Source organism: Delftia sp. DLF01 (assembly GCF_014852125.1).
GTDB lineage: Bacteria > Pseudomonadota > Gammaproteobacteria > Burkholderiales > Burkholderiaceae_C > Comamonas > Comamonas acidovorans.
Window position 1 is genome coordinate 258,729 of record NZ_JACVAZ010000006.1, and the last position, 26,178, is coordinate 284,906.

24 protein-coding genes are annotated in these 26,178 nt (G+C 59.8%); 3 read left to right on the forward strand and 21 right to left on the reverse strand.

Going from position 1 to position 26,178, the window contains the following annotated elements; genetic code table 11:
* Positions 1-141: 141 nt before the first annotated feature.
* Entirely contained in the window at positions 142-1,593 is a 1,452-nt protein-coding gene (locus IB269_RS26950; protein ID WP_034398015.1) for a PLP-dependent aminotransferase family protein, read from the forward strand.
* A gap of 208 nt (positions 1,594-1,801) precedes the next feature.
* Here IB269_RS26950 and IB269_RS26955 read toward each other — a convergent pair whose 3' ends face one another.
* The 9 genes from IB269_RS26955 to motA form a co-directional block, all read right to left on the reverse strand.
* The gene (locus IB269_RS26955) at positions 1,802-2,515 is read right to left on the reverse strand and encodes an RNA polymerase sigma factor FliA (protein ID WP_012202528.1); all 714 of its coding nucleotides are present in this window, start codon (positions 2,513-2,515) and stop codon (positions 1,802-1,804) included.
* 5 nt (positions 2,516-2,520) lie between these two features.
* Positions 2,521-3,402, reverse strand: a complete 882-nt coding sequence (locus IB269_RS26960) for a hypothetical protein (RefSeq protein WP_192368758.1) — start codon at positions 3,400-3,402, stop codon at positions 2,521-2,523.
* Positions 3,395-5,050, reverse strand: a complete 1,656-nt coding sequence (flhF, locus tag IB269_RS26965) for a flagellar biosynthesis protein FlhF (protein ID WP_192368759.1) — start codon at positions 5,048-5,050, stop codon at positions 3,395-3,397. The genes IB269_RS26960 and flhF overlap by 8 nt, the downstream gene beginning before the upstream one ends.
* Positions 5,047-7,146 carry a flagellar biosynthesis protein FlhA gene (gene flhA, locus IB269_RS26970; RefSeq protein WP_012202531.1) on the reverse strand — a complete coding sequence of 700 codons (2,100 nt, stop codon included), beginning with the start codon at positions 7,144-7,146 and terminating at the stop codon, positions 5,047-5,049. Before flhA ends, flhF begins: the two co-directional genes overlap by 4 nt.
* Entirely contained in the window at positions 7,143-8,318 is a 1,176-nt protein-coding gene (locus IB269_RS26975) for a flagellar biosynthesis protein FlhB (protein WP_013800346.1), read from the reverse strand. Before IB269_RS26975 ends, flhA begins: the two co-directional genes overlap by 4 nt.
* Before the next feature lie 221 nt (positions 8,319-8,539).
* Complete coding sequence (locus IB269_RS26980; protein WP_012202533.1) at positions 8,540-9,154, reverse strand: protein phosphatase CheZ; 615 nt, start codon at positions 9,152-9,154, stop codon at positions 8,540-8,542.
* A 10-nt stretch (positions 9,155-9,164) separates the two neighbouring features.
* Positions 9,165-9,551, reverse strand: coding sequence for a chemotaxis response regulator CheY (gene cheY, locus IB269_RS26985; protein ID WP_012202534.1), 387 nt, complete (start codon positions 9,549-9,551; stop codon positions 9,165-9,167).
* 124 nt (positions 9,552-9,675) lie between these two features.
* Positions 9,676-10,713: a flagellar motor protein MotB gene (motB, locus tag IB269_RS26990; protein ID WP_063327644.1), complete on the reverse strand. Its 1,038-nt coding sequence runs from the start codon at positions 10,711-10,713 to the stop codon at positions 9,676-9,678.
* Positions 10,714-10,737: 24 nt separating this feature from the next.
* Entirely contained in the window at positions 10,738-11,598 is an 861-nt protein-coding gene (gene motA, locus IB269_RS26995) for a flagellar motor stator protein MotA (RefSeq protein WP_012202536.1), read from the reverse strand.
* 375 nt (positions 11,599-11,973) lie between these two features.
* On the opposite strand from motA, the gene IB269_RS27000 reads away from it, so the two are divergent.
* Positions 11,974-13,635: a glycosyltransferase gene (locus tag IB269_RS27000; protein WP_192368760.1), complete on the forward strand. Its 1,662-nt coding sequence runs from the start codon at positions 11,974-11,976 to the stop codon at positions 13,633-13,635.
* A complete protein-coding gene (locus IB269_RS27005; RefSeq protein WP_192368761.1) occupies positions 13,632-14,804 on the forward strand; it encodes a DegT/DnrJ/EryC1/StrS family aminotransferase in 1,173 nt (390 codons plus the stop codon). The genes IB269_RS27000 and IB269_RS27005 overlap by 4 nt, the downstream gene beginning before the upstream one ends.
* Before the next feature lie 318 nt (positions 14,805-15,122).
* On the opposite strand, the gene IB269_RS29160 is transcribed toward IB269_RS27005, so the two are convergent.
* From IB269_RS29160 to IB269_RS27060, 12 genes are all read right to left on the reverse strand, one after another.
* Entirely contained in the window at positions 15,123-15,347 is a 225-nt protein-coding gene (locus IB269_RS29160; protein ID WP_225614312.1) for a hypothetical protein, read from the reverse strand.
* 12 nt (positions 15,348-15,359) lie between these two features.
* Entirely contained in the window at positions 15,360-15,488 is a 129-nt protein-coding gene (locus tag IB269_RS29215; RefSeq protein WP_263864463.1) for a hypothetical protein, read from the reverse strand.
* A 497-nt stretch (positions 15,489-15,985) separates the two neighbouring features.
* Positions 15,986-17,512 (reverse strand): N-acetylneuraminate synthase family protein, encoded by a 1,527-nt coding sequence (locus tag IB269_RS27015; protein WP_192368762.1) that lies wholly within the window; start codon positions 17,510-17,512, stop codon positions 15,986-15,988.
* Positions 17,509-18,198 carry an inositol monophosphatase family protein gene (locus IB269_RS27020; protein WP_192368763.1) on the reverse strand — a complete coding sequence of 230 codons (690 nt, stop codon included), beginning with the start codon at positions 18,196-18,198 and terminating at the stop codon, positions 17,509-17,511. Before IB269_RS27020 ends, IB269_RS27015 begins: the two co-directional genes overlap by 4 nt.
* 2 nt (positions 18,199-18,200) lie before the next feature.
* On the reverse strand, positions 18,201-19,067 hold the full coding sequence (locus IB269_RS27025; protein ID WP_192368764.1) for a CatB-related O-acetyltransferase: 867 nt from the start codon (positions 19,065-19,067) through the stop codon (positions 18,201-18,203).
* A complete protein-coding gene (locus IB269_RS27030) occupies positions 19,064-19,741 on the reverse strand; it encodes a cytidylyltransferase domain-containing protein (protein ID WP_192368765.1) in 678 nt (225 codons plus the stop codon). Before IB269_RS27030 ends, IB269_RS27025 begins: the two co-directional genes overlap by 4 nt.
* 327 nt (positions 19,742-20,068) lie before the next feature.
* Positions 20,069-20,512 (reverse strand): hypothetical protein, encoded by a 444-nt coding sequence (locus tag IB269_RS27035; RefSeq protein WP_192368766.1) that lies wholly within the window; start codon positions 20,510-20,512, stop codon positions 20,069-20,071.
* 545 nt (positions 20,513-21,057) lie between these two features.
* Positions 21,058-23,022 (reverse strand): 6-hydroxymethylpterin diphosphokinase MptE-like protein, encoded by a 1,965-nt coding sequence (locus IB269_RS27040; RefSeq protein ID WP_192368767.1) that lies wholly within the window; start codon positions 23,020-23,022, stop codon positions 21,058-21,060.
* 36 nt (positions 23,023-23,058) lie between these two features.
* The gene (locus tag IB269_RS29165) at positions 23,059-23,505 is read right to left on the reverse strand and encodes a UDP-3-O-(3-hydroxymyristoyl)glucosamine N-acyltransferase (protein ID WP_318652185.1); all 447 of its coding nucleotides are present in this window, start codon (positions 23,503-23,505) and stop codon (positions 23,059-23,061) included.
* A 163-nt stretch (positions 23,506-23,668) separates the two neighbouring features.
* The gene (locus tag IB269_RS27050; RefSeq protein ID WP_097204394.1) at positions 23,669-24,886 is read right to left on the reverse strand and encodes a Rieske 2Fe-2S domain-containing protein; all 1,218 of its coding nucleotides are present in this window, start codon (positions 24,884-24,886) and stop codon (positions 23,669-23,671) included.
* Between the two features lie 4 nt (positions 24,887-24,890).
* Positions 24,891-25,547, reverse strand: a complete 657-nt coding sequence (locus IB269_RS27055; protein WP_192368769.1) for an acetyltransferase — start codon at positions 25,545-25,547, stop codon at positions 24,891-24,893.
* A 24-nt stretch (positions 25,548-25,571) separates the two neighbouring features.
* Positions 25,572-26,174, reverse strand: a complete 603-nt coding sequence (locus tag IB269_RS27060; RefSeq protein ID WP_097204388.1) for an SDR family oxidoreductase — start codon at positions 26,172-26,174, stop codon at positions 25,572-25,574.
* Positions 26,175-26,178: the final 4 nt, after the last annotated feature.

Consider the following 26,178-nt stretch of genomic DNA (forward strand, 5'->3'; position numbering starts at 1 on the left):
GGTGCAAGACCTGTACAGTGCCAATACAGTTGGACCCTCAATTGCATGTTCTGTATTGGTGCCTATCCCGATACAGTGACTTTCTGGTGACCCATTCGCAGCCGTTTGCAGCCGTTCGCAGCCGTTCACACCCGTTTCCATATGACCGTTCCCCTCTCGCGGCTGGCGCCGCAGACCCTGAGCACCCAGCTGGCCGAACGCCTGGGCGAGCGCATCCGCATGCGGCTGCTGCCTGCCGGCGCACGCCTGCCTTCGGTGCGCGAATGCGCGCGCCAGCAGGGCGTGAGCACGCACACGGTGGTGGCCGCCTATGACCTGCTGCAGGCCCAGGGCCTGGTCGAGGCGCGGCCGCAAAGCGGCTTCTTCGTGCGCGACTTCGTGCAGGATGCGCCGCTGCTGCAGCCCGAACAGGCCCGTGCGGTCCCCGCCGAGGAGGCCCCTGGCGTGCCCAAGGGCACGCGCATCAATGCCTCCATGCTGGTGCGCGGCATGTTCCACCAGAGCGTGGGCGGCAGGCCGCAGCCCGGGGCGGGCGTGCTGCCGGCCGAGTGGCTGGAGGCCGGCTTCCTGGCGGCAGCCATGCGAAAGGCCTGCTCGGGCAAGTCCCTGCACGACTCCTGCGTGGGCTACGGCGACCCGCTGGGCGACATCGGCCTGCGCGAGGCGCTGTCGCGGCGCCTGGCGCGCCTGGGCATTGCGGCGGCGCCGCAGCACATCATCACCACCATGGGCGCAACGCATGGGCTGGACGTGGTCAGCCGCGCCCTGCTGCAGCCGGGCGACCCGGTGATGGTGGAGGAGCCCGGCTGGGCCGTGGAATTCGCGCGCCTGGCATCGCTGGGCATGCGTGTGCTGCCCGTGCCACGCGGCCCCGACGGGCCGGACCTGGCCGTGATGCAGCGCTACTGCGAAAGCTGCGCACCCAAGCTCTACGTCAGCGTGAGCGTGCTGCACAACCCCACCGGCTACAGCCTGTCACCGGCCAGCGCCCACGAGGTGCTGCAGCTGGCGCGGCGATTCGGCTTCTACGTGGTGGAGGACGATACCTATGGCGAGATCGCGCCCGACCACGCAGCGCGCATGACCGTGCTGGACCGCCTCAGCCACAGCATCTATGTGAGCGGCTTCGCCAAACTGCTGGCGCCCAACTGGCGCGTGGGCTACCTGGCGCCCCCGCCCGCCCTGGTGGAGCGCCTGGTGGACACCAAGCTGCTGTCCACGCTCACCACCCCCTCGCTGATGGAACGCGCCCTGGCCCACTGCATGGACCAGGGCCAGCTGCGCCGCCATGCCGAGCGCCTGCGCCAGCACCTGGCCCAGGCCCGCATGCGCAGCGTGGCACTGGCCCAGCAGGCCGGCGCCCGCTTCGCGGCCGAGCCGGCCGGCATGTTCGGCTGGGTGGACACCGGCGTGGACACCGAAACCCTGGCCCAGCGCCTGCTGGACGCCGGCTACTTCATCGCCCCCGGCGCCATGTTCCACGCCGGCCGCCAGCCCAGCACCTGCATGCGCATCAACTTCGCCACCACGCAGGAACCCGCCTTCTGGCGCATCTTCGAACGCGAAGTCCAAGCCATGCGCGGCAGCGCATAGAAAAGGGAATGGGGCAGGGAAGGGAGACGGCGGAGAAGATCGGCATCGCCCCGCAAATCCAGATCAGACCAGGCGCACGGCGCCAAAAACCGGCGAGGCCCAAAGCGAGGGACACCGAGCAAGGGCCGCCCCGCCGCGAGGGTGTCGTCCCCCTCCCCCGCGAAGCGGGTAGAGAGGGGGAAGCCGCGCAGCGGCTCAGGGGGAGCTTTCAGTGCGCCCGCATCTTCGTACGCAAGCGCGCAATCGCCTGGCTGTGCAGCTGGCACACGCGCGATTCGGTCACGCCGAGCACGGCGGCGATTTCCTTGAGGTTCATGTCGTGCTCGTAGTACATGCCCATGATGTACTGCTCGCGCTCGGGCAGGGCCTTGATGGCTTCGACCAGGGCCACGCGCAGGCGGTGGTCGCGCAGCAGCGCAAAGGGATCGGCGCCGCTGTCGGCCACGTGGCGTTCGAGGAAGTCCTCGCCCTCGTCGCCGCCCGACATGTCCTCCAGATACACCAGCTGCGTGCCGCGCACCTTGCCCAGCAGCGACTGGTAGTCGTCCAGGTCCATGCCCAGTTCGTCGGCGATCTCGGATTCCAGCGGCGTGCGCCCCAGGCGCTGCTCCAGGCGGTGCAGCGCGTGCTCGATGTCCTTTTGGCTCTTGCGCGAGCTGCGGCTCATCCAGTCGCCTTCGCGCAGCTCATCGAGCATGGCGCCACGGATGCGCTGGCTGGCGAAGGTCTCGAATTGCACGCCCTGCTCGCTCTCGAAGCGGGACAGGGCTTCGGCCAGGCCGATCATTCCGACCTGTATCAGATCATCAAGCTCCACATTGGGAGGCAGCTTGGCGATCATGTGCAGCGCGATCCGGCGTACCAGAGGTACATGCCGACGGATCAGTGCATCGCGGTCGAGTTGGCCTTTGGCGGTGTACATGGCAGTCAGTGGCTCCAGGCATGGGATGCGGGCAGCGGCGCGAAGCCGGCGGCCAGATCCTGGCCGCCATGTGGCAACACGCTGCCCGCATGGTTGAGCAGTTGCAGCGCCAGGCGCTGCAAGTCCGGTGCATGGTGCAGGCGCACGGGCAGCAGTCCCGGCGCATGGCCCAGGTGGCGCTGCGCGCAGCGCATCAGCGCGTCGATCTGGGATTGCAGCTGTTGCGCATCCTCGGCCTGGCTGCGGGCGCCGGTCTGTCCACGGCGCCAATCGTAGCTGGTCACGCCCAGGTCATCAGCGCTGGGCAGCAGCGGCGCCAGCAGGCAGCGCAGGCCGGCATGCACCGCCAACTGCTTGAGCTGGCGGTAGCAGCCCAGCACGCGGGTGCCTTGTTCGGGCAGCACCATCAGCGGGTGCACGGCCTGGCCGGCCAGGTTGCTGGCCAGCGTGTCGGCATTGGCATACAGCATGACGATGGCGTAGCCGCGCACGTGGCGCTGCAGCCATTGCATGGGCGTCATGCCGGCCTGGCGCGCCTGTTGGGGCAGCAGATCCAGGCCCTGGCGGGCGGGCAGCACGGCCACCGAGCTGTGGCGGGGATCGGGGTGCAGGCCGGTACGGGCCTGCCAGGCGCTTTGCTGCAGCAGCTGCGCCAGGCCCGGTGCATCCGCGGACTCGCCCTGGCTGGCGTCCAGCACCAGAACGGGCAGGCCCAGGCGCTGCAGGCTGGCACAGACCGGCCACAGCAGGGATTGTTCGGCCTGGCCCTGCGGGTCGTTGGCCGTGTCGCGCAGCATGGCCAGCACACGCAGGCCCATGGGAGCGGCGGCGCCGGGCTGGCCGTGCAGGCCCAGGCCCTGGTGCAACTGGGGGAAGGTTTCAAGCATGGTGGATCTCGCCTTCCGTGCTGGGGCTGGACGGGGTGAAGAAGAAGTCCAGGTCCAGCGCCTTGGGATCGAAGGCCGAGCGGGTGGCGGCGCGCATGGAGGCGGAGACCAGTTGCTGCGCATCGGCGCGTTCCCAGTCTTCGGGCACGCGCTGGCCGTTGGTCACGCCGCGCAGCTGCATCTGGTGGCGGATCAGCGTGTCCACCGAAGGGCCCAGCTTCACGGCCTCGTCCACCTTGGTGAGGATGGCCTGGCTGGAGCCGCGCGCCTTGAAGGCCTGCATCACATCGTCCAGCGCATCGCCCTGGCCGGCCGCGTTCACGGCCAGCAGTTTCTGGATGCCGGGCAGGTCCAGCAGGTCAAGGATCTCGTCCTTGCGCGGATCGCGCGGGGCCACGCCCGTGGTGTCGATCAGCACCAACTGCTTGTTGGCCAGCAGGCCCAGCAGGTCCTGCAGTGCGGCGCGGTCATGGGCCAGATGGGCCACCACGCCCAGCATGCGGCCGTAGGAGCGCAACTGGTCGTGGGCGCCGACGCGGTAGGTGTCCAGGGTGATCAGGCCGACGCTGGCGGCGCCGTACTTGGCTGCGCACAGGGCAGCCAGCTTGGCCGTGGTCGTGGTCTTGCCCACGCCGGTGGAGCCCACCAGGGCGAAGACGCCGCCTTGCTCGTACAGCGGGGCCTGGTCGGCGTCGGTGCGCAGATTGCGTTCCAGCACCTGCATCAGCCAGCGCACGGCGTCGCCGGCGGACAGGTCCTGGGGCATGTGCTCGACCAGGGCGCGGGCCAGCACGGGGGAGTAGCCCGCACGGATCAGCTTGTGCGTGAGGTTGGCGTGGATGGGGTTCTGGCGCGTCTGGCCCAGCCAGGTCAGGGTGTTGAAGCGCTCTTCGATCAGGTCGCGCACGGACTGCAGCTCATCGCGCAGTGCCTGGGAGGCCATGGTCGGTGCGGGCTCGCTGCGCAGGGTCTCGCGCAGCGGGGCTTCGGCGCTGGCGCGCAGCGGGTTGTGGCGGGCCACGGAAGGTGCGGGCTGTGCCTTGAACGGCTGCTGTGCAGCCGTGGGCGCGGCGGCCGGTGCTTCGCGCAGGGCGTCGCCCAGGCTGCGGCGCTGGGCAAAGCTGGGCAGCGGCTCGTCAACGCCGGCCTCGTGGCGGCGGCGCAGCATGCGTTCGCGCACATAGTCCTGGAAGGACAGGGTGCTCATGGCCAACTGTTCGGTGTCTTCCTGCACGCTTTGGCGCAGGCCGGCCGGCTCGGCACCTTCTGCCGACAGCGAGGCCGCCTGCGAGATGGCCTGCGCAATCGCCGACGACGTTGCCAGGGAAGCACGCGATGGAGCCGCCTGAGCGGCTTGCAGTGCCGGCTGCGCCGTGCGCGGCTGGGTCTGCGCCTGGATCAGCTTGGCCTGCACCTGCGGGCGCAGGCCCGTGGTTTCCTCTGCAGAGCGGCGCTCGATGGCCTGCTGCAGCGGCGTGCTGCTGGCAGCGGCCTTGCTGTGCTCCAGCGTGTCCTCGGCCGTGGCCATGACCTCGACGCCATCGGGCGTGTTGCGGTTGGACAGGATCAGGGTGCCCGCTCCGAAAGCCATGCGCGCCTTGGCCAGGGCCTCGCGGGAGGTGGGGGCGTAGAAGCGTTTGATGTTCATGCGGATGCACCTTTAAGAATCGAGCCGATGCGGATGGTGTGCGTTTCGGGGATCTCGCTGTGGGCGAGAACCTGCAGACGCGGCGCCACGCGACGCACCAGGCGGGCAATGGAATTGCGGATGGAATCGGGAACCAGCAGGCAGGCAGGCAGGCCCAGCTCTTCTTGCTGGTTGGCCATGTCGGCCGCCTTCTGGGTGAGGATCTCGGCCACGCCGGGATCCAGTGAGGGGGAGCCGGGGTTGGACAGGGCCTGCACCAGCAGGCGTTCGAGTCCGGGCTCGATGGCGATGACGTTCAGCTCGCGGGTCGGGCCGTAGATCTGCTGGACGATGGACGGCGACAGCGCAATGCGCACGCGGCGGGCCAGCTCGACAGGGTCCTGCGTGGTCGAGGAGTGCTCGGCCAGCGTCTCGATGATGGTGCGGATGTCACGCACGTGCACCGAGTCTTCCAGCAGCAGCTGGAGCACTTTCTGGAACGTCGTGATGGACACCATTTTCGGAATGACTTCTTCGATCAGCTTGGGAGCCAGTTTGGCCACATGCTCCACCAACTGCTGCGTCTCGGTACGGCTGATCAGCTTGGCGGCATGCACTTGCATCAAGTGTGACAAATGGGTGGCCATCACGGTTTCCGAATCAACCACGGTAAAGCCTGCCATTTGTGCCGCTTCCTTCTGGCGTTCGTCGATCCAGTGGGCGGGCAGGCCGAAGGCCGGGTCGGTGGTCTGGGTGCCGATCAGCGGGGTGCTGATGCCGCCCGGATTGATGGCCAGGAACATGCCGGGGAAGGCCTCGCCCTCGCCCACCATCACGCCGCGCAGGGTGATGCGATAGGCGCTGGGCTTGAGCTCCAGGTTGTCGCGCACATGCACGGCCGGGGGCAGAAAGCCCACTTCCTGGGCGAACTTGCGGCGCACGCCCTTGATGCGGGTCAGCAGGTCGCCCTGGCGGCCCTTGTCCACCAGGGTGATCAGGCGGTAGCCCAGCTCCAGGCCGAGCAGGTCCACGGGCTGCAGGTCGTCCCAGGTGGCTTCGCCGTCGCTGGGCGCGGCCACGGGTGCGGGCGCCTGGGTCTGCTGGGAGGCGCGTTCCTGCTGGCGGCGCGAGAGCATCCAGGCCAGCCAGCCCAGCAGCGCGCCCGTGCACAGGAACACGACGTGGGGCATGCCCGGAATGACGCCCAGCAGGCCCAGCACGCCGGCCGTGATGCCCAGCACCTTGGGCGACATGAACAGCTGCTGCGCGATCTGCTGGCCCATGTCGGTTTCCTTGCCCACGCGCGAGATCACCATGGCCGCGGCCACCGAGATCAGCAGACCGGGGATCTGCGCGACCAGCGCATCGCCCACGGCCAGCAGGATGTAGCTGTCGGCGGCCTGGCCGGCCGACAGGCCGTGCTGGATCATGCCGATGGCGAAGCCGCCGATGATGTTGATCACCAGGATCAGAATGCCGGCGACCGCGTCGCCGCGCACGAACTTGCTGGCACCGTCCATGGAGCCGAAGAAATTAGCCTCTTCCTGCACTTCGGCGCGGCGGCGCTTGGCTTCCTTTTCGTCGATGAGACCGGCGTTCAGGTCGGCGTCCACGGCCATCTGCTTGCCGGGCATGGCGTCCAGGGTGAAGCGGGCCGAGACTTCGGCGATACGCTCGGCACCCTTGGTGATCACCACGAAGTTGATCACCACCAGGATGGCGAACACGATCAGGCCGACGGCGAAGTTGCCGCCGATCAGGAAGTGGCCGAAGGCCTCGATCACCGCGCCGGCCGCGCCGGGGCCGGTGTGGCCCTCCAGCAGCACCACGCGGGTGGAGGCCACGTTCAGCGACAGGCGCATCAGCGTGGTCAGCAGCAGCACCGACGGGAAGGCCGCGAAGTCCAGCGGCCGGATCATGTAGGCCGCCACCATCATCACCATCAGCGCCACGGCGATGTTCAGCGTGAAGAAGGTGTCCAGCAGCCACGGCGGAATGGGCAGCACCATCAGCGCCAGGATGGCCACCACCAGCAGCGGCGCCATCAGGCCCTGAGCGAACTTGGCGTTCTCGCTCGACCACATCGATTGCAGGGATTGGAGCGGATTCGTCGTCATGGAGCAGTACCTTCAGTGGTCGCGGCGGCGCCTGGCGCGCGGCGGCCCTGGTGCGGATCGAGTTCGGCGGGCACGACGGGTTCGCCGAGATCGCCAGGCATGGGGCCTTCGCCGCGCAGCGCGGCCTTCAGGCGGTAGACATAGGCCAGGACCTGGGCCACGGCCGTGTACAGCGCGGCGGGAATGGCCTGGTCCAGGTCGGCGTGCGCGTACAGGGCGCGCGCCAGCATGGGGGATTCGAGCACCGGGATCTTGTGGGCGCCCGCGACTTCGCGGATCTTCAGCGCCACCAGGTCCGTGCCCTTGGAGATGACCTGCGGGGCGGCCATGGTCTTTTCGTCGTAGCGCAGGGCCACGGCGTAGTGCGTGGGGTTGGTCACCACGAAGTCGGCGCGCGGCACGGCGTTGACGCTGGCGCGGTCGGCGATCTCGCGCTGCTTCTGGCGGATCTTGCTCTTGATCTGCGGGTTGCCGTCGGATTCCTTGTGCTCCTGCTTGACTTCCTCGTGGCTCATCTTCAGGCGCGACTTGAACAGGTAGGCCTGCAGCGGCACGTCGATCACGGCCATCAGGAACACCACCAGCAGCAGCAGGGCCACGCCGCTGGCCAGCCATTGCCCCGTCATGGACAGCGCCATGGCCGAGGGCTGGGAGGAGATGGCGGCGATCTCGGCGAGATGGCCGCTCAGGAACTTCCAGGCCACGAAGGAGAGGATGGCCGTCATCACCACCATCTTCACCACGGTCACCATCTGCTGCTTTGAAAACAGGTTGGTCAGGCCCGACAGCGGATTGAGGCGGTTGAACTGCGGTTGGATGGGCTTGAGGCTCAGGATCCAGCCGCCGGCCAGCATGCCCGACACCAGGGCCGCACCCGTGGTCACGGCGGCAACGACCAGGGAAATCTTCAGGCCCAGGCTGCCCATGGACAGCATGCGCTCCATCATCAGGGCCGGCGTCTTGGCCGTGTGCGCGTCGAAGGCCAGCTGCTGGGCCAGTGCCATGCGCAGGTGCTGGATCAGGGGCTCGGCGCCCATCAGCATCATCAGCGCGCCCGTGCCCAGGATGGCCAGGTGCGACAGGTCCCGAGAGCGCGCACCCTGGCCGTCAGAACGCGTTTTCTGCAGTTTGCGTTCGGTGGCGGGAAGGCTTTTGTCTTGGCTGGAGTCCATGGCGCAATGACGGAAGGATTTGCGTCATTGTCGGAACAAGCCAGGCAGGCGAAGCCCCGATAAGCGGGGCTCAAGCGGCGCTTATGTGCTGTCTGCACAAGGGGAGGAACGGCAGCCGCATGGTGCAAGGGCTCCGCGAAGATGGCAGTCAGCCCCTTGCGCCCAAGCGAAAGAGGCTGCCCTGCAATGAGAGGGGAGGCGCCGTGCGCCCCCCGGGGTGATCAGAATCCCAGGCTGGCCAGGAGATCGTCCACCTGGGACTGCGAAGTCACCACGTCGGGCGTCTTCTCGGGATCGACCACGGGGCCGGCGAGGTGCTCCTTGGGCTTTTCCAGGGGCTCCAGCGCCGTCTGCTGCGGGTTGGGCGAGGTCTGGATGAGCAGCTGCACCAGCTGGTCCTCCAGATCGGCGGCCAGCGAAACCACGCGGGCAATGACCTGGCCCGTGAGATCGTGGAAGTCCTGGGACATCATGATCTCGGTGAGGTGCTCGTCGGCCTGCTGCGTGCCCTGCTCGACTTCCTCCAGGAAGTTCATCACCCGGCCCTTGGCCACGGCCGCCACGGGGTCCTCGACCATCTGTGCCCGCATGGCGCGTACACGCTCGGCCAGCCGGTCCTGCTGGACCTTGGCCAATTCGACGCGGTTCAGAACCTTCTCGGCGGCTTCTCCGGTCAGCCGCGCAATGTAGGAAAGGCGGCTTTGCGCGTCCGGCAGCTCTCCCATGCTGCCGCGCAATCGGTCCGCATAGCCCAGCTCGTTGAGCGAGTCATGCAGCTGGCGCGTGAGAACGCCCACCTTGTAGTGGACGCTGTCGGGGACATCCGGGTTGCTCATGGCGCGTGCCCTACAGGCCCAGCTTTTTGAGGATCAGGTTGACTTTCTCTTCCAGCGTTGCCTTGGTGAAGGGCTTGACGATGTAGCCTGCCGCGCCGCCCTGGGCCGCTGCCACGATGTCCTCCTTGCGTGCCTCGGCCGTCACCATCAGCACGGGAAGGTGCTTGAGTTTGTCGTCCTGCTTGATTTCGGTGAGCAGCTGGAAGCCGTTCATGTTGGGCATGTTGATGTCCGTCACCACGAAATCAAACTTGCTGTTGCGCAGCTTGTGCAGTGCCACGACGCCGTCTTCGGCTTCATCGGCTTCGGGAAAGCCGCTCTCCTTGAGCAGATTGCGCACGATGCGCCGCATGGTGGAGAAGTCGTCAACGATCAAAAAACGCAGGGCATTAGCCACGTGAGGCCCTTTCGGTCGGTAGGTGCTCGGTACTGGTAAGAATCCGCCGCGATGGTAACAATATGAAACCTTCTTGGCGCAATGTGGGAATTTTCCTGCTTTTCGGCAGCATCGGGCGCAAACCTTAATTTGTTACACGATCAGGTGACGCGGGCGCAGACGGGGCAGCTGCAGGCGAGGTGGCGGCGGGCTGCGCAGCGGTCTCGCCGGTTGCGGATTCGGTGGTGGCCGCATTCGCCGTGCCGCCATTGCCGCCGGCCAATGAGGGCGGCAAGGCGTTGCGTGTCACAGGTCCGCGGTGGCCCAGCAGGCGCTTTTCAGCCTCCTGCGTGAGCACGGTGATGGTGATGCGCCGGTTTTGCGGGGCACGCGGATCATCGGGCAGCAGCAGGTCGCTGCTGGCCAGGCCGGTGATGCGGGCCAGCTGGTTCAGCGGCATGCCGGCCGCCACCAGCTCGCGGCGCGAGGCGTTGGCACGGTCGGAGGACAGCTCCCAGTTGCTGTAGCCGCGGTCGGCATTGCCGTAAGGGGCAGCATCAGTATGGCCGGACAGGCTGATGCGGTTTTCCGCGCCCGCCAGGGCCGCGCCCACTTCGCGCAGGATGTCGCGCATGTAGGGTTTGACCATGGCGCTGCCGCTGTCGAACATGGGGCGGTTTTGCTCGTCCACGATCTGGATCTGCAGGCCGTCGGGCGTCACGTCGGTGCGGATCTGCGAGCGGAATTCGTTGAGGCGTGCATTGCTGGTGATCATTGCGTCCACCTTGGCCTTGAGCGCCTTGATGCGGTTGGAATCCACCTGGGCCTGGTCAGCGCGGCCCGCATCGACGCTGGTGCGCCGGTTGGAGCTGTCCGCTGCCTCCGAGCGCCGCACCTGGCCGTGCACCTTGGCCAGATCGTTGCCGCCGCCGGGAATCACGCTGGAGCTGTTGCCTGCACCGTCGCCGCCGGCCATCGCCACCTTCAGCGGAGAGGAAAAATACGCCGCAATGCCCTGCAGCTCACCCTTGGCCGTGGAGCCCAGCAGCCACATCAGCAGGAAGAAGGCCATCATCGCGGTCACGAAGTCGGCATAGGCGATCTTCCAGGCACCGCCGTGGGGTGCATGCGCTGTCTTCTTGACGCGCTTGATGATGATCGGCTGTAACTTTTTCTCTGCCATGGCTTGACGCTGCTGGACGCAGGATTACTTCTTGCCCTTGACGTGGGTTTCCAGTTCAAGGAACCCGGGACGTTCGGTGGAGAACAGCACCTTGCGGCCGAACTCGATGGCCGTGGCGGGGTTGTAGCCCTGCATGCTGGCCAGCAAGGTGGTCTTGATGCACTCCAGTTCCTTGGCAGCATCCTGGGCGCGTTGCTCCACCAGGCCGGCCATTGGCTCCACCAGCGCATAGGCCAGCAAAATGCCCAGGAAGGTACCGACCAGGGCCGAGGCGATCATGCCGCCCAGCACGGAAGGCGGCTGGCCCACCGAGCCCATGGTGTTCACCACACCCAGCACGGCGGCAATGATCCCGAAGGCGGGCAGGGCGCCTGCCAGGCGGGTCAACGCATTGACCGGGGCATGCGCTTCGGCGTGATGCGCCTCGATCTCGCTGTCCATCAGCGACTCGATCTCGTGGGAGTTGAGGTTGCCCGACACCATCATGCGCAGGTAGTCGGTCAGGAACTCCACCACATGGTGGTCGGCCAGCAGCTCGGGGTACTTGGTGAAGATGGGCGACTCGTTGGGTGCCTCCACATCGCTTTCGATGGACATCAGGCCCTCCTTGCGGGCCTTTTGCAGAATCTCGTACAGCAGGGCCATCAGCTCCATGAAGCGGGCCTTGGTGTAGCGCGAACTCTTCATCACGCCAGGGATGGCCTTGGCCGTGGCCTTGAGCACCTTGGGCTGGTTGCACACGATGAAGGCGCCAATGGCGCCGCCGCCGATGGTCACCATCTCGAAGGGCAGGGCCTTGAGAATGACCTGGACGTTGCCCCCGTGCAGCACATAGGTGCCGAAGATGCAACCGAAGGCGACGATGTATCCGATGATGACAAGCATGGGAGTGGATTCTGTCAGAGGTGTCCCGATGGAAAAGTCGGAACTGGCTTGGAAATGCGCGCTTGTTTTGACACTGGGCCGTGGCGGGGTGGCGGCCATCGACGAACCCATGGCTTGTCAAGCTATCGACCGCAGGCATCAATACTTGAGAGCCCTGAGATGCAGGTGTAAACGCGCCGCTGCGCGCCAAAAGCCCAAAAAGGCCGGTAAATCGGTGCCTGTTTGAGTCTTGCAAGGCGGGCGCTTAATAGCGGATCGCGCGGCGCGCATGCGAGGATAGTCGGCACAGTTTTATTCTTTGTGTCACCGCGCGCACAAGCGTGCGGACCGCGGGCCGACCGCGGGCCGGCCTGATCCTTCCTCTGCTGCATCGCCATGCCATCTTCACCTCTTGCCAACGCCTTTGCTGCCGCTGCGCAGCCGCCCAGCATCGACAGCGAGCTGACCCGCATCCGCTCCATGGTCGATCGCGCGCAGTTCCTGGAGGCACTGTCGGATCTGGCGCAACTGGTGGCCCGGGACCCGCGCAACTCCAAGGTCTGGCTGCACATCGGCTTTGTCTACGTGCGCATGAGCATCTGGCCACAGGCCATGGAAGCGTTGCAGATGGCCTTGGAGATAGAGCCCCGCATGCCCAACGCCCAGCGCCTGCTGGCGCTGGCCCTGTTCAGCACGGGCCGCAGGCAGGAGGCCTGCGACCTGATCGACGACGCCTGCCGCCATGCCAAGAACGAGAACACGCACTGGATGACGCGGGCCTACATCCACTCGCACACCAGCAGCGACCCGCTCAAATCCCTGGAAGTGGCGCGCGACTGGGGCCGGCGCTTCGCCGACCCGCTGACCCGCAACGCCAAGCCCTTTCCGCCGCGCGATCGCAACCCGCGCAAAAAGCTCAAGGTCGGCTATGTCACGGCCGACTTCCGCCAGCACTCGGTGGCCTTCTTCATGCGGCCCGTGCTGGAGCACCACAACCCGGACAACGTCGAGATCCACGTCTACTCCAGCGGCCGCCCCGACAAGATGACCGAGAAGCTGCGCGCCCTGGTGCCGCACTGGCACGATGCGGTCGAGCAGACCGACGACCAGCTCTACGAACAGATCCACGCCGACGGCATCGATGTGCTGGTGGACCTGTCAGGCTTCACCCTGGGCCACCGCCTGGAAGTCTTCGCCCGCCGCGCCGCACCCGTGCAGGTGACCTGGCTGGGCTATATGCATACGCTGGGGATGAAGGCCATGGATTACCGATTGGTGGATGGCGCCATTGCTCCGCCCAGCCATGCTCCCCACTATTCGGAAAAGCTCTTCCAACTGCGCTGCATGGCCAGCTACTCTCCACCCGAGTATTCGCCGCTGTGCGAGGAGCCGCCCCTGCTGCGCAATGGCTATCCCACGCTCATCTCGCTCAACAACTCGGCCAAGCTCACCGACGAGATGCTGTCCGTCTGGGCACGTATCCTGCACGAGCGCCAGGACGCGCGCCTGATCATCATGGTCAAGGAACAGGACCCGGACGCCGCCCAGGCCCACATGCAGCCACGCGTGGAGGCGGCAGGCATGCCGCTGGACCGCGTGTCCGTGCTGCACCAGCAGCCGCTGGATGGCTTCATGGAACTGGGGCATATCGCCGATGTGGCGCTGGATACCTCACCCATTTGCGGCGGCACCACGACCTTGCATGCACTGTGGATGGGATTGCCCATCGTGACGCTGGATGCGGTCCGTGGTGTGGATGCGTCCACGGCCGGCACATTGCGGGGCATCGGTTTCGGTGGCGAGATCGCCAAGGACGTCGACGGTTACGTACAGGCTGCGCTGCGCCTGATGGAGGATCCGGCACGGCTGGCACAGCAGCGTAGCCAGGCCCGTTCGCGGCTGCAGGCCAGTGTCCTGATGAACTACCCCGAGCGCACGGCAGAGCTGGAGAAAGCCTACCGGCTCATGTGGGTCAACTGGCTGCGCGGCGACCATCAGACCCTGAGCGTGGGAGCCGATCTCCAGCATTTGCTGGCCCAAGTGGAAACCGCTGCATGACCCGCCATCCCGAGCCGGACTGGGTGCCTCTGCTGGTCCCGGACATGCCCTCTCCGCAGGCGCTGATGCCATGGCTGGAGCGTATGCATGCGGCACGGCACTATTCAAACTTCGGGCCTCTGGTGCGGGAGCTGGAGGCAGAGTTCGCGCAACGCTTCGCATTGCCTGGTGAACAGGTCACCACGGTGGCCAATGCCACGCAGGGGCTGGAGCTTGTGCTGCAAGCCCTGGGGCTGCCGACAGGCGCTCGCGTGCTGCTGCCCACATTCACCTTCGTTGCCAGTGCCACTGCCGTGCTGCGCGCGGGTTTGGTGCCTGTGCTGGCGGATGTCGATCCGTGCAGCTGGATGATGACGCCCGATATTGCCCGAGCGGCCTGCGCCGGCATGCGCATTGATGCGGTGCTGACGGTGGCTACCTTCGGCATGCCGCATGACATGCAGGCGTGGCAGCAGTTCGAACAGGACACGGGTCTGCCAGTCATCGTCGACGCAGCGGCGGCCTACGGCAGCCAGTGGCTGCAGGGTGCGCAGGGGACCCTGGTCTTCAGCATGCACACCACCAAAAGCCTGCCAGCGGGGGAAGGCGGGCTGGTTGTCTCTACACGTCCGGGGCTGGCGGCCAGGGTGCGTCAACTGTCCAACTTCGGCATCAATCTCGACCCGGAGGCGGGCCTGCCCGTTGGTGCGCTGGCCCATGCCGGCACGAATGCCAAGATGAGCGAGTACCACGCCGCCATTGCGCTGGAAATGCTCGGGCGATGGGAACTCCATGCCGAAGAGCGCCGCAGGCTGCATGACAGCTTGAAACATGACCTGAACCTGGCCAGCAACCGATCCCTGGTGTGGCAGGCCCAGGCCGGCGAGGCCTGCCTGATGGCTCCGACCTTGTTGTGTGCACAGCTACCCAGCGAGATGGCGCGCGATCGATTGGAGCAGGCCTGCCGGCAAGCCCGTATTACTACGCGACGGTGGTATCAGCCGCTTTTGCAGCATATGGATGTGCTGCACAGGCATTGCATTGTGCTTGAGACACCCCACGCTGAAAACTTAGCAAGAACTCTTTTGGGACTGCCATTTTTTATTAGCATGTCTTGCGAGCAGCGCCGAGGTATTTTGAATGTGGTACGTGAATCGATGGGCTCATCTGTATTGTGTGATCTCCATTGATTCGATGAGTTATAGGACTTACGCAAAAGCCATAGAAATGGATAGTTTACGCAGTTCCCGGCGCAAATGGTCCGATAGCAATCCTTGCTTAACCGCGTAGATATTAGTTTCTGCTTATCTGGCAATGGCCGTGATCCTGACCCATACCAGCACGGCGCAAGCAATATGATTTCTTTGTATTCTGGCCTTGTGACATTGGCACTTCTCCACGTCCGTGACCTGCTTGAGTTCGCGGTGAAACTGCTTGATCTTCCAGCGAAGGGTACACGCCTCTTGCGTAGCCTCCATGGGATTTTGAGCAAGATCGTTTGCGACGATCTAATCCGTGCGGCTGGTTGAAACCACAACCCGGAATAATTTAACCTCGTGGTCCCTTGGTAACCCTCGAATTGTGATAGTTTTGCGGCGCGCTTGTTCAGCTGCATCCCAGCGCAGTTCATCCACACGGCGATAGCTCAGCGCCCCGGCGCTGTCGCCTACCTGGCGGTTGGATTTGAGAGGACAGTAGTAGAGCTTACCAATCAACTCGACGAACAGCACCATATCTTTGGTCGCCTACCAACTGTCGAACAACAGGTGGGTCAAGGACAAAGTCTTGTCGGCAATGGCTGCCGTCAGCATCTCCTGCACATGATCGAGTTTGGTCTTACCATCGCCGTCAGGGTCGAAGATGCGATAGTCCATGATCAGTACTGCCCCGTATCGGGATTAACGTACAGGCAATTGACTATGCCGATTCCCTTGACCACGTCATGTAAATTGCCGCTGTATTGCAGGCGAACTAGTTCGACGCTGTGCGAATGCTCCTTGTTCAAGACCTAATAATCGAGCACCAAGCAACCGCGTGGAGACTGGAAAATATCGCCCTGTACATGCTCCCATAGAATTCGCCCTGTAATTTTATCCCGGCGCAGCAAACAATTCACGGCATCGTGGCTGAAATCTCGGGAGCGATGGGCGAAGTGGGTCATCGTGAAGTTGGTATAAGATGCAAGAAGAAATTGGCAGTAATCAATTATTTTGAAAATCACATTGGATGATTTTTAGGTAGAATCCTTCAGCTATCTCATTAATTAATCATTAGATCTATCATCTCATATGGTTTGCGTAAATCCTAATGGCAAGATTGCGATTATGTTTAATAAGGTAAAAAAAGTTCGGTCAAATATATTTGAAAATCATCAATACTTATGGTGTTCAGATAAAACTATGCTCTTGTTCTCGCAGCCCACAATTTTCTCCGCACGACGCACATCCGAGACAAATTTCTCGAATTCTCCACTGGATAGATCCAAAGCCACATCATCGAAATGTGCCCATTGTACACTTCCAAGCTTCACATGCTTTTCAATCATTTTTGCACCGGCGGCCACCGCGAGCTGTGAGCAAAGTGAGCCGACATCATGGCTGGAATATCCAGGAATGATTCTTGAATCCTGTCGCGAAATATCCCTATAGTGCCTAACTACACCAATGTTCGTATCATTTTCTGGTGTGGGATATGCTGAAGTGCATTGCAGTAGATATATATGGCTGGCCTGACTAAAATTTTCCGCGATAAATACCTCGTACTCCGATCCAGTCATACCAGTAGATATTACTATTCCTCCGTTCCATTTTGATCCGACCGCCTTCAGGTAAGATGTCTTGTTAGATATAGTCGAAGGTATTTTTATCAGCTGGGGATTGAACTCTTTTATGAAATCAAAAGATGCTTCATCAAGAATGGAGGCAAACCAGCCGATTCCTATCTCCTTGCAAAAACCATCCACCCATCGAAAGTCTTCTTTGCTCAGTTCCAGGCCAAGACGATAACTGCGAAATGTTTTCCCGAAAGGAGATTTAAAAGATTTCTCCAGTGTTTCCTTATCGTAAAAAGTCTCGACATCACGCTTTTGCAGCTTGATATAGTCTGCGCCAGATTTTTTAGCAAGACGAATCATAGCCATCAATCGGTCTTTATCACCGAAGTGATTCGTTGTGATTTCGGCAACAATCTTGACGCGTGCATCGTCTCCTTCATCGATTGTTGAAGCTGCCTTGAACGAAATATTGCCTCGTAAAGCATTGAATGCGTTCACGGTGAACAAGCTGTACGGACGAGAGCCAATATGAGCCACATCCACAGACAACTGATCGCGCTCGCTTAACAGATGTTCCAGATATTTCTCTTGAGATTTGATAATATTTTGTATATATTCTGATTCCGCACCATGAAATCCATTTTCAATATGGGTGGAAAATCCATTTTCAATGGAAAAATCAAAACCGAGCAAAAAAACCCTCTTGCGAATTTTTAGTGCCTTCGCAATCTCATTAGCGATCCGTAGGCAATTGATCACAGCAGATCGTTCGAGCCAAATGTTGGACTCATCAAAAAAACGATGAATAAAAAGCTCGTCTTCGTCTTCAGGAGAAATGTAGCGAGCAGAAAGGACAGGAACATTCAAAGGAAGGTGCCGGTCAGTGACATAGAGGTTGCACTGAGGCTTCACATGTTCGAATCGATCCAAAACCCAGCCATGATGAAATACTCCAATATCTCCTGGGTAGATAGACTCCGAATCATTGGCATTGATTACGATCATTCCATCCAATATCATTAGATTAATGGCATCGATGCTGGCGCCTTTGCCTATGATGGCAATATCCGCATCCTTTTTGTTTCCGATGGATAGAATCAATTTCTCAACATTAACGGAATTCATATATCACCTTGCTCAATTTTTATCTTATATTTCTTGACAGGGAAAAGTATCTGACCACGATAAGGCTCGTCATCTACCCATGTCTTGCAGCCTGCTTCAAGTGCCAGATTTAGGCCAGGCAAAATATCCCAACAATTCACACCCTTGACATTTTCGAATGTGCAGTATGACCCACGCGCCGCCATAAGCAGGTTGTACATTGCACAACCAATGATCCGGAACTCTACACCAGAGCGTTTTGGCAAATTCGCCAGATCCTCACTCGTTAGCGATGAGGAAAGACCCATGATGCGTGATTTGTATCTGTGCCAAGGCATTCCAGTTATCTGCATTTCGCCTAACTCTGGCAAAAAAATACAGGATTCCTGATGCACGCCTTGAGAGTATATAGAAATCCCCATGCCCCATTCCCTTAGACCGGAAATGAAATTCTCAGTCCCATCGATGGGATCAAGAATGACATAGTTCCCGTATGGATCCCATTCATCAGTGAAAGAAGAGATTTCTTCTGAAATGAGCTGATGATGCGGCAATTTGGTACGTTTCCATTCTTGTGCTAGAGACTGTACAAGCAAGTCACCTTCGCTGACATAGCTATTATCCTCTTTTAAGCGGATATGATCCCGCCCCCTTAATATCGAATCAAGAGACTCCTGTATGCGACTGCACAGATCTGATGAAAACATGCTCAGTCCTCAAATATCAAGTCATTAGGGAAATCCATCTTGGGTGGATTCCAGGGGTTCAAGCAGCAACTTTGCTTCTTAGCCTCCAATTGATCAAGTAAATCCTCGGGATTTTTCACGTTCAGCAGTTGAAGATCCGCGAAATGGTATTCCCACCAGCGGCTGGCAAGCAAGCGTTCCACTATGCATTCCTTAAAACGCAGGCGCTTGACCGTTGCAGGGACTCCCGCCACGATGGCATATGCAGGAACGTCCCGTGTCACAATGGAACCTGCCGCAATGACAGCGCCTATACCTATACGAATACCCATTGCTAAGCTCACACGCTCTCCGATCCAGACATCATGGCCGATAATAGGGTAGTTCAATCCAAGTTTTGGATCAAAATCATGGCGCTGGAAATATTCGTTATTTTCCCGTCCCTGCCGATCCACCATAGTACTCAATGCCGAAGTGGAGTGGACATTCATGGGGTTAAAAAATGCGACTGATGAAGATAACCATTTCGTGGGATGCGAAAAATCCAAAAAACTCAAGCCTTTGCCAATAGAGCAATAGCGGCCCACTACAACACTTTCAGGTAAAGGTGAATGAGAATATGAAGCAGCCCCCATTGTGCAAAGTCCCCCTTCGGCGGTCCATGCGTTCGGTCCGTAAACTCCTCCATAAAATCCGCAAGGTCCTTCAATTGAAATATTTCGTCTAAATATATATTGTCCAATCTCTGCCAGCCAACCCCTTCCTTGATCCACCTCGCCGATATCCCAACTGGTTGCGATACCTGCTTTAACTATACGTCTAATATGCTTCTCGGTGATCGTCACTTTTATAGCAAAAGGGAGCAGTGTGGGTGTATTCAATTCATTCATGGATTATTGCAATTGATTTTTCTTGAATAAATAATCTGCGCTAATTCGAATTCTTCCATCGTATCTATGTCAATCCCTTCTGTTGCTCCTGTTTCCATGAAATAAGGACTATCTCCTGTCTGGAACCGATTGGCCATCATCAGAGCCTTTGGCGCAAGCCATAGTGCGCAGTTCATCTGATAGATTGGACGCAGTTTCTGAGAGAAGCTTGCCCAGACGCCAAACTGGAAATTGAGAGGAAGCAGGTCAGGTCCGAGAAAATAATGTTGCATCCGAGTCACGGTCATGAGCGAGTCATACTCGGAGTTTTCTGCCAGAGTCTTTACTGCATCGTAGAATCGATCGAAAATAGGAGATGTAGGTGGGCACCAAGCGACCAATGTACTATCAGGCTCTGGTGTCTGCTTCAAAATTCCGCACAGCGTTTCGCTCCATGGGGTTTCATCAAGACAGAATCGTGGATCTCTCAAAAGAAAATCCACATTATTTTTTTGTGCTGTCAGTTGCACTGTTTCGACATCACTTGATACATAAATGGCATCGAAGACTTCACTTCTTCTACATTGCTTAATTTTCAAATCGAGCAATGACTGATCGTCATGGAAGGGACGGAAATTTTTTTGTGGTACTCGACCCGAATGTCCTTTTGCAGGAATTATTGCGATCACTCTCATTAATTTCTCCTTAAAAATATTTTTCTTTCAGAATACAAGAATTTCTTAAGAAGAAATCCATATTATTTATGTTAATTTGATCGGATATTAAACACATTTAAAAATCCCCTGTTTCAGAAATAAATCATGGATATCAAAAAACATCCAAGTTTATAAAATTAAATATTATTTTAATTCTCTTTTTAAATAAAAGAAAGAGTAACCTGCATTATGCATGTCTAGATCGTGTCACACGACTTCCTAGTCGATGCCAATTTCTGAGCCGCTGCCGGCGGCTTGGTCACAGCAAATACTCAGAAGGAGCAGTCCACTCAAAACCTGAGGTAGTCACTCATAGTCCCGCGCCATACAAAGAAAAATCGCAAGCCGTTCAAAATTGCGCTCCACTACCCAGCGCCTGGGCAGCAATACGAGGCATTTGCTCACCTCAGGCAGTTCAATCCCGTAGCTTATGGTTGCCCTTACCGGTTCGACACTGTGTCGTGTGGCTTGCTGTACTTGCTCACTGGCAAGCATGACTTGCACTGCAAGCAGATGAACCAAGGTATCTACGGCGATATGAACCTTGCTTACACGTCTGCGTTTGTAGTCGTCATAGTCAGTACACAGGCCTCTTTGGCAGCTGGACTGCAATGTGTGTCCATTCACCACCACGCTGTGCTGTGCTTGAAGATCGTAGGCGGTGGGAATAATAGCGCGCTGACGCAACTGCATGGTTTCAAGGCCCCCAAGTTTAGCCAGCGTCGGCTTTGCTGATAGATGGCTTCCCAAGGCGGATCATTGGTCGGTATGCACTTTTCAGGGTTGTTGGCCTGATTCGCCAATTCTTTTACATCTACGCGCTCAGGGCTAGGGTGGTGCAGGAGTTCTTGCACTGGGTAATGAGCATGGTTTGGTTCCCGGGATCGATTGTTTGGGACTTGATCAGATCTTGCAAAACGGCTTTGGCCATGAAGAAGGGGATAACGTTTTTGTCTATTCAGTCATTCGGGCGTGTAACAACTACGTGGCACGTACGGACCTGAAAACCGTGTTTGTACAACTGCCTGCTGCCTTTGCATGCTTCAAGAGTCGGTAGAAATTTGATGAGAACGCATGCTCGTAGGGAGTCCAGACGGCAGCAGGCTGCGACGGCTGGTTGCTGCTGAGAGAATCATTTTGGTGATTTGGAGAAACATAAGTAGTTTAATATTGCTGTGTTACGTCAGTTACTCGATTTTTATTTATTGTCTTCTTGCTGATAATTTGTTGCAAAGATTTTTTCGAATGCGCTATAAATCTTTTGTTATTCTTGGTATAAGGTGGGCTTTATGCAGTTACATTTCGGTGTTTTCGTTTGAATAAAAATCCGGGGTATCTAAGTAATCGAGAGGCAGGTGGGGTGATCGCGTGATTTTGCAGAGAGTACGTCCCTGTTTTTCGAAATACCTTCGGGCAACTGGAAATGACTTGCGCATTGTGTCGGCTATAAGCTCTACATTTGTATGTGAATGGACATGCATGCTTCCGTAGAAATAAGGTTTGGAGTAATCTAGGTCAACGCCGCCCACTAATACGCGAGAATATCCCATGTGAAAAGCCATTTGAATAGCACTTAACAGGACTGATCCTCCGTCATAAACCAATAAAGATACATCCTCAGAAAAATTGGCTTCACTGTCATACATGAAGTTACCATGGGTTTGACTTGCCGATGTCAGCATCAAGATATCCTGTGTCTTACAGGCATCAGGATAGACCCTGTTTGCATAGTTATAGGCTTCTGGTCCAAAGAACTTTATCTTTGCGTCAATGCCTATGACCTTGTCTGCATCTTTGTGGAGATAGATTTGGTCCCATAGAAAATAGTATGTAGGCTTGAATGCAATGCCTTGTTTTTCCAGTTCAAACGCCCGATTGCACCAGAAGGTGTCGTGCTGCATCAGCTTGGCGATATCCAGTTCCTTGAGCGAAGGCCCGTTGCCGAGAACATAGGCGGTCTGTCCCTGCTTGGTGTCCTTGAGAGCCTGAATGCGGCTGCGCATGTCATCATCGGCACGCGCACGGGATGCCACCGCAGGTGAGGAGCGGCTGTTGGACAACGCCTGTTTTTCCAGCGAATCGATGCGTCGGCGCAGGACGGTGCCGCCGGAGCGCTCGAAAGCTTGCCAGGGCAGATGGCGTTCCCAGTGCAGCACTTTTTCATAGTCGCCCCAATCGTCCAGCAACTGCCTCCCTTGGTGGCGGTCCACTGCGGGAAGCCGCGCAATCTTCGGTGGCTGGGCCTGGGGCGCCAGCAGCCGATGCCAGAATTCCGGTGCGAGGATTTCGGAGAAATGCACCTGGAGATAGCCTGCGTGTCCGGGCACATGGGCCGGTGCAAGCGGCGTAGACGCGTCAGCGAGCACATGGACGGGCTTGTCGAACCAGGCAGCTTCCTGCAGCAAGGGTGCGTTGATGCCTGTCAATTCCACGTCATCGGGTGCACTGAGGATCTGATAGCTGTTCTGCATGCAGGGCGCAACCGGTCTTTCCAGCAGCAGGGACAGCGCATTGCGCTCCTGTTCCGCCAATTGGGCGACGTAGGCATCGCCATAGTCCGCCAGGAACAACAGTCGCCGGTCGCCCAGAATGCCACGCAGGCGCCCGGCGAACTCGCGTGCATGCAGCACATGGCCGTCGGCAGCCAGCAGGGCTTTGTCCCAATGCGGTTGCCAAGCATAGACCATCGCTCCATCCAGTGAGTAGAAATGCCGCGCCGATTCATTGAGCCGCGACCGGTGCGCACGCAGGTTGGCGCCCAGCAGCGAAGCTTCCAGGCGCAGTTCTTCGTCGCTGACGGCATGGGACCGGATGCGCTCACGCAATACGTCATGCGATGTGTCCAGCGCGACGTAGAGATCTCGTCCAAAACGCAATGGGGAAATGCGCAAATCGAGAAAGGCCACTCCCCGGTGCTCACAGGCCTTGCGCAGCCCCGGCGACAGCTGGGCACTGAGTACCAGGGCCCCAGGCGGCACATGATCGAGAAGATAGTGGGCTGCGGCTTCAGGCAGATGGTGGTAGGTGGCGCTCCATAGCGAGTCTGCCGCAGACGGTGCAATCTGTTGCAGCAGTGTCTCGTACCTGTGCAGATCGAACCCTGCCAGCAACTGATGCGGTTTGCGGCTCCAGGGTGCGTGGCCTATGTCCATGCCACATCCCTGACGTATGGGCTCTCGCACAAGATCGAAAAAGCCGTCGGCGGCGGCGCGGTGGGGGCTTAGAAGGTCGGGAATGCAGACTGTGCGTGAAAAGCTCATTTGGCGCGTGCTGGGAGACGATGGAATTCGGGGGCTTTACCCGTAGACATGGATGGGGGCGTCATAGCGCGGGTCATACACCGTCTTGGCTGCGATGTCCTTGTCATAGCGCCGGGGCCAGCCCAGTTCACAGCCGCGGCCTACCTGCACGCCAGCGGCCACCAGGGCACCGCTGCGCAGGATGCTGTGCGCGCCTATCTGTGCGCCATCACCGACGACGACGGCGGACTCCAGCCAGCAGGAAGCACGCAAGTGCACGTCGCTTCCCAGGCACACACCTGGCAGCAGGAAGCAGTTGTAGTCGATGCGGCAGCCATGGCCGACGATGGCGCCATCGCCCACGAAAGCGTTGGGGCCGATGCGCACGCCGCCGGCCACCATGGCGCGGGGGCTGACGAAGGAGGCCAGCTTGAAGCCTCGCTCCATGGCAGCCTGCATCAGTTCCACACGCTTGAAGTTGCCGAAACGCTCGTCGAACGCCACGAAGGCTGAACCCTCGCCGGGGCTTATGGCATTCAGTGGTTCAAGATCGAATTCATACTGTGCATTCTGGACGAGGGGAATCTTTTCGATTTTTGAATCTGGAAAGGAGCGGCACCAGGATTCATGCGCCCTTTCCAAGGCAGCGCCGGCGCCGATGATCCACCTACAGGCCATGTTCCGTCTCCAGCAAGGTGGTGTACCAGCGTTCGATGAGCCGATTGGTTGTTTCGTAGATGCCTTGTGTTGGCACGGGGGCTTGCGAATGCAAGATGGATTGCACTTTCTCCAGCATGCCGAAGTCCTCGCCGAGAATCAGCCTGCTGTGATGCATCTCGGACAAAAGTATTTGGGTTGACGCTGGGTTGGGCCGCTTTTTGCGTGCCGTGAAACGATAGATATCCACGTCGGTGCGGTCCGGGGCAACTGGAATGTAGTGTTCGATGACGAAGGAGTTACCGCCGTTGCCGCTGGCGATGTGCAAGTTCGGGAAGGCCAGCCAGTTGAAATAGGCATCCTGTTGGCATTCGCCAACCACTGGCTGGTTGTGCACTCTTCCATCCACGACCTGAGCATCTGCGGATTCCGTATTGGGCCGCCAGCGCTCGACATTGGCGTGCCAGCCTAAGGACTGGTATTCGGATGGTGTTCCTTCCGGGCCCCCATAGCTGAAATAACGCATCTCCTGGCGCAGGCCCGCCGTGCTGATATCGGTCAGGGGTTCTTGCGTTTCTGCGGCGCAGGCCGGATCGACCACTGGCAGAAAGCTCACGAACGGGGCCAGCGTGCGTGGGTGCAGGAAAGCGACATGGTTGTTGTCGCGTAGATTTTCCTGGACCAGCTTCCAGTTGAAGCGGCATTGCCAAGTCGTCACCATGACTTCGCTGTCATAGGCACTGGAGCTGCTTTCCAGCGAGGCCAGGAACTGCGCCGAGAACTGCTCCTCCAGTGGCAGCGGGTCATCGCTCAGATTGACGAACAGCAGGTTGCCGACCGCGCGCAAGGCGAATTCACGCAGCTTCAGGGATTTTTTCTGCGGTTCGCTGAACTGGTAGAGCGCATCGCAATGGGGAATATTGCTGACCTGTCCTGCGGCGTCGTATTTCCAAGCATGGTATTGGCACACCAATGGCCGACGGCCCACGGGCTCCGACTGCAAGGGGGCACTGCGGTGCAGGCACACGTTCTCGAAGGCGTGCAACTCACCCTGGAAATTCTGGATGACGACGGGAATGCCGGCGATCTTGCGCGTGATGAAGCAGTTGTTTTCCGGCAGCAGGGTCTTGAGGCCCGCGAACAACCAGAGCTTGCGAAAGAGCTTTTGCTGTTCGCGTTCGAAGATGTCGGCAGACAGGTAGTAGCTTGGGTGCATCCGTGAACGCATCGGTTCACTCCTGTCCGGATGGCGCGTGGAAGATCACGCGTGCGGGATTGCCGAAGACGGTGGCGCCCGCTGGAACATCCTTGACTACGACTGCGCCGGCTCCGACGCTTGCCCCGTCGCCTATGCGTATGCCCGGCAGGATGGTGGCATGGGGATGGACGGTGACCAGGTCGCCCAGTTGCACGCCGCCGCCCAGGAACGCCATGGCGCCGATCTGGCAATAGCTGCCGGTCTGCACGTCATGGCCCAGCACGGTGAGCGAATGGATGTTGGTGAAGGGGCCGATATGGGCATCGGGGCTGATTTGCACATTGGGCGAGAAAATGCACCCTGTATCTATGCGCACGCTGTCCGGGACATAGGTGCCCGGTGGAATGATGCTGATGAACTGCGCGCCTTTGGCAAGCAGGGTCTCGGCATATTTCTGACGCATGGCGGCAGAGCCCTGGGCACAGACGAATAGTTCATCGTCCTGCGGCCTGTGTGCCAGCGGGTCGCCATGAATGGCGAGGCCCTGATTGTCATAGTTGTCCAGCATGTGGGGCCGGCTGTCGAGGAAGCCTTGCAGTACCCACTGCCGGTCGGAGGCCGGCTGGCCCCGGACAAGGAAGACGACCTCGCGTCCCCAACCGCCGGCGCCGATGATCCAAACTTTCTTCATGCGTTCTTCGTTCATTCAATCGTCTTATCTGGTGGCCTGCCCGGTGATGACCAGGTCGCTGCCGGTGACCCAGCGGCTCGCAGGGGACAGCAGATAGACGGCCGCATGGGCGAAGTCCTCCCTGTCATGCGCCTCTGCAAAGGCCTTGGTGGTGATGGCGTTGACGCGGATGCCGCGCGCAGCGCATTCCAGCGCCAGGCTGGCAGTCAGGGAGCCCAGGCCACCTTCCAAGCTCACGAAGCGGTGATCCCCAGCGTTGGCGAAGCTGATCTTCTCCAGGACGATGGAGGCCCCTTCACGCAGCAGTCCGTCTTCCATCAGCTGGCGGATCGCAAGAACGGGCGCCGCAAGGCGGCTGGCGATGAACTGCTGCAGGAGGTTTTCCGTGATGTCTGCCAGGCCCATCGGTGCCTGCGCCGAGGCTGTGCAGTACAGAAATCCGTCGAGCGCCGTCTTCACAGGGGTGAACGCCGACTGCTCGATCACCTGCGCCCCCCTGCGGGCGAGCGTGTCGGCCGCCTGCCGGCCCGTGGGCGTATCGGCGCCGACCACGAGTATGGCCTTGCCGTCCAGGGAGAAGGGGTGCGAGGCGCTACGGGGCAGCGCAGGAGCATGGGCAGAGTTCATGTTA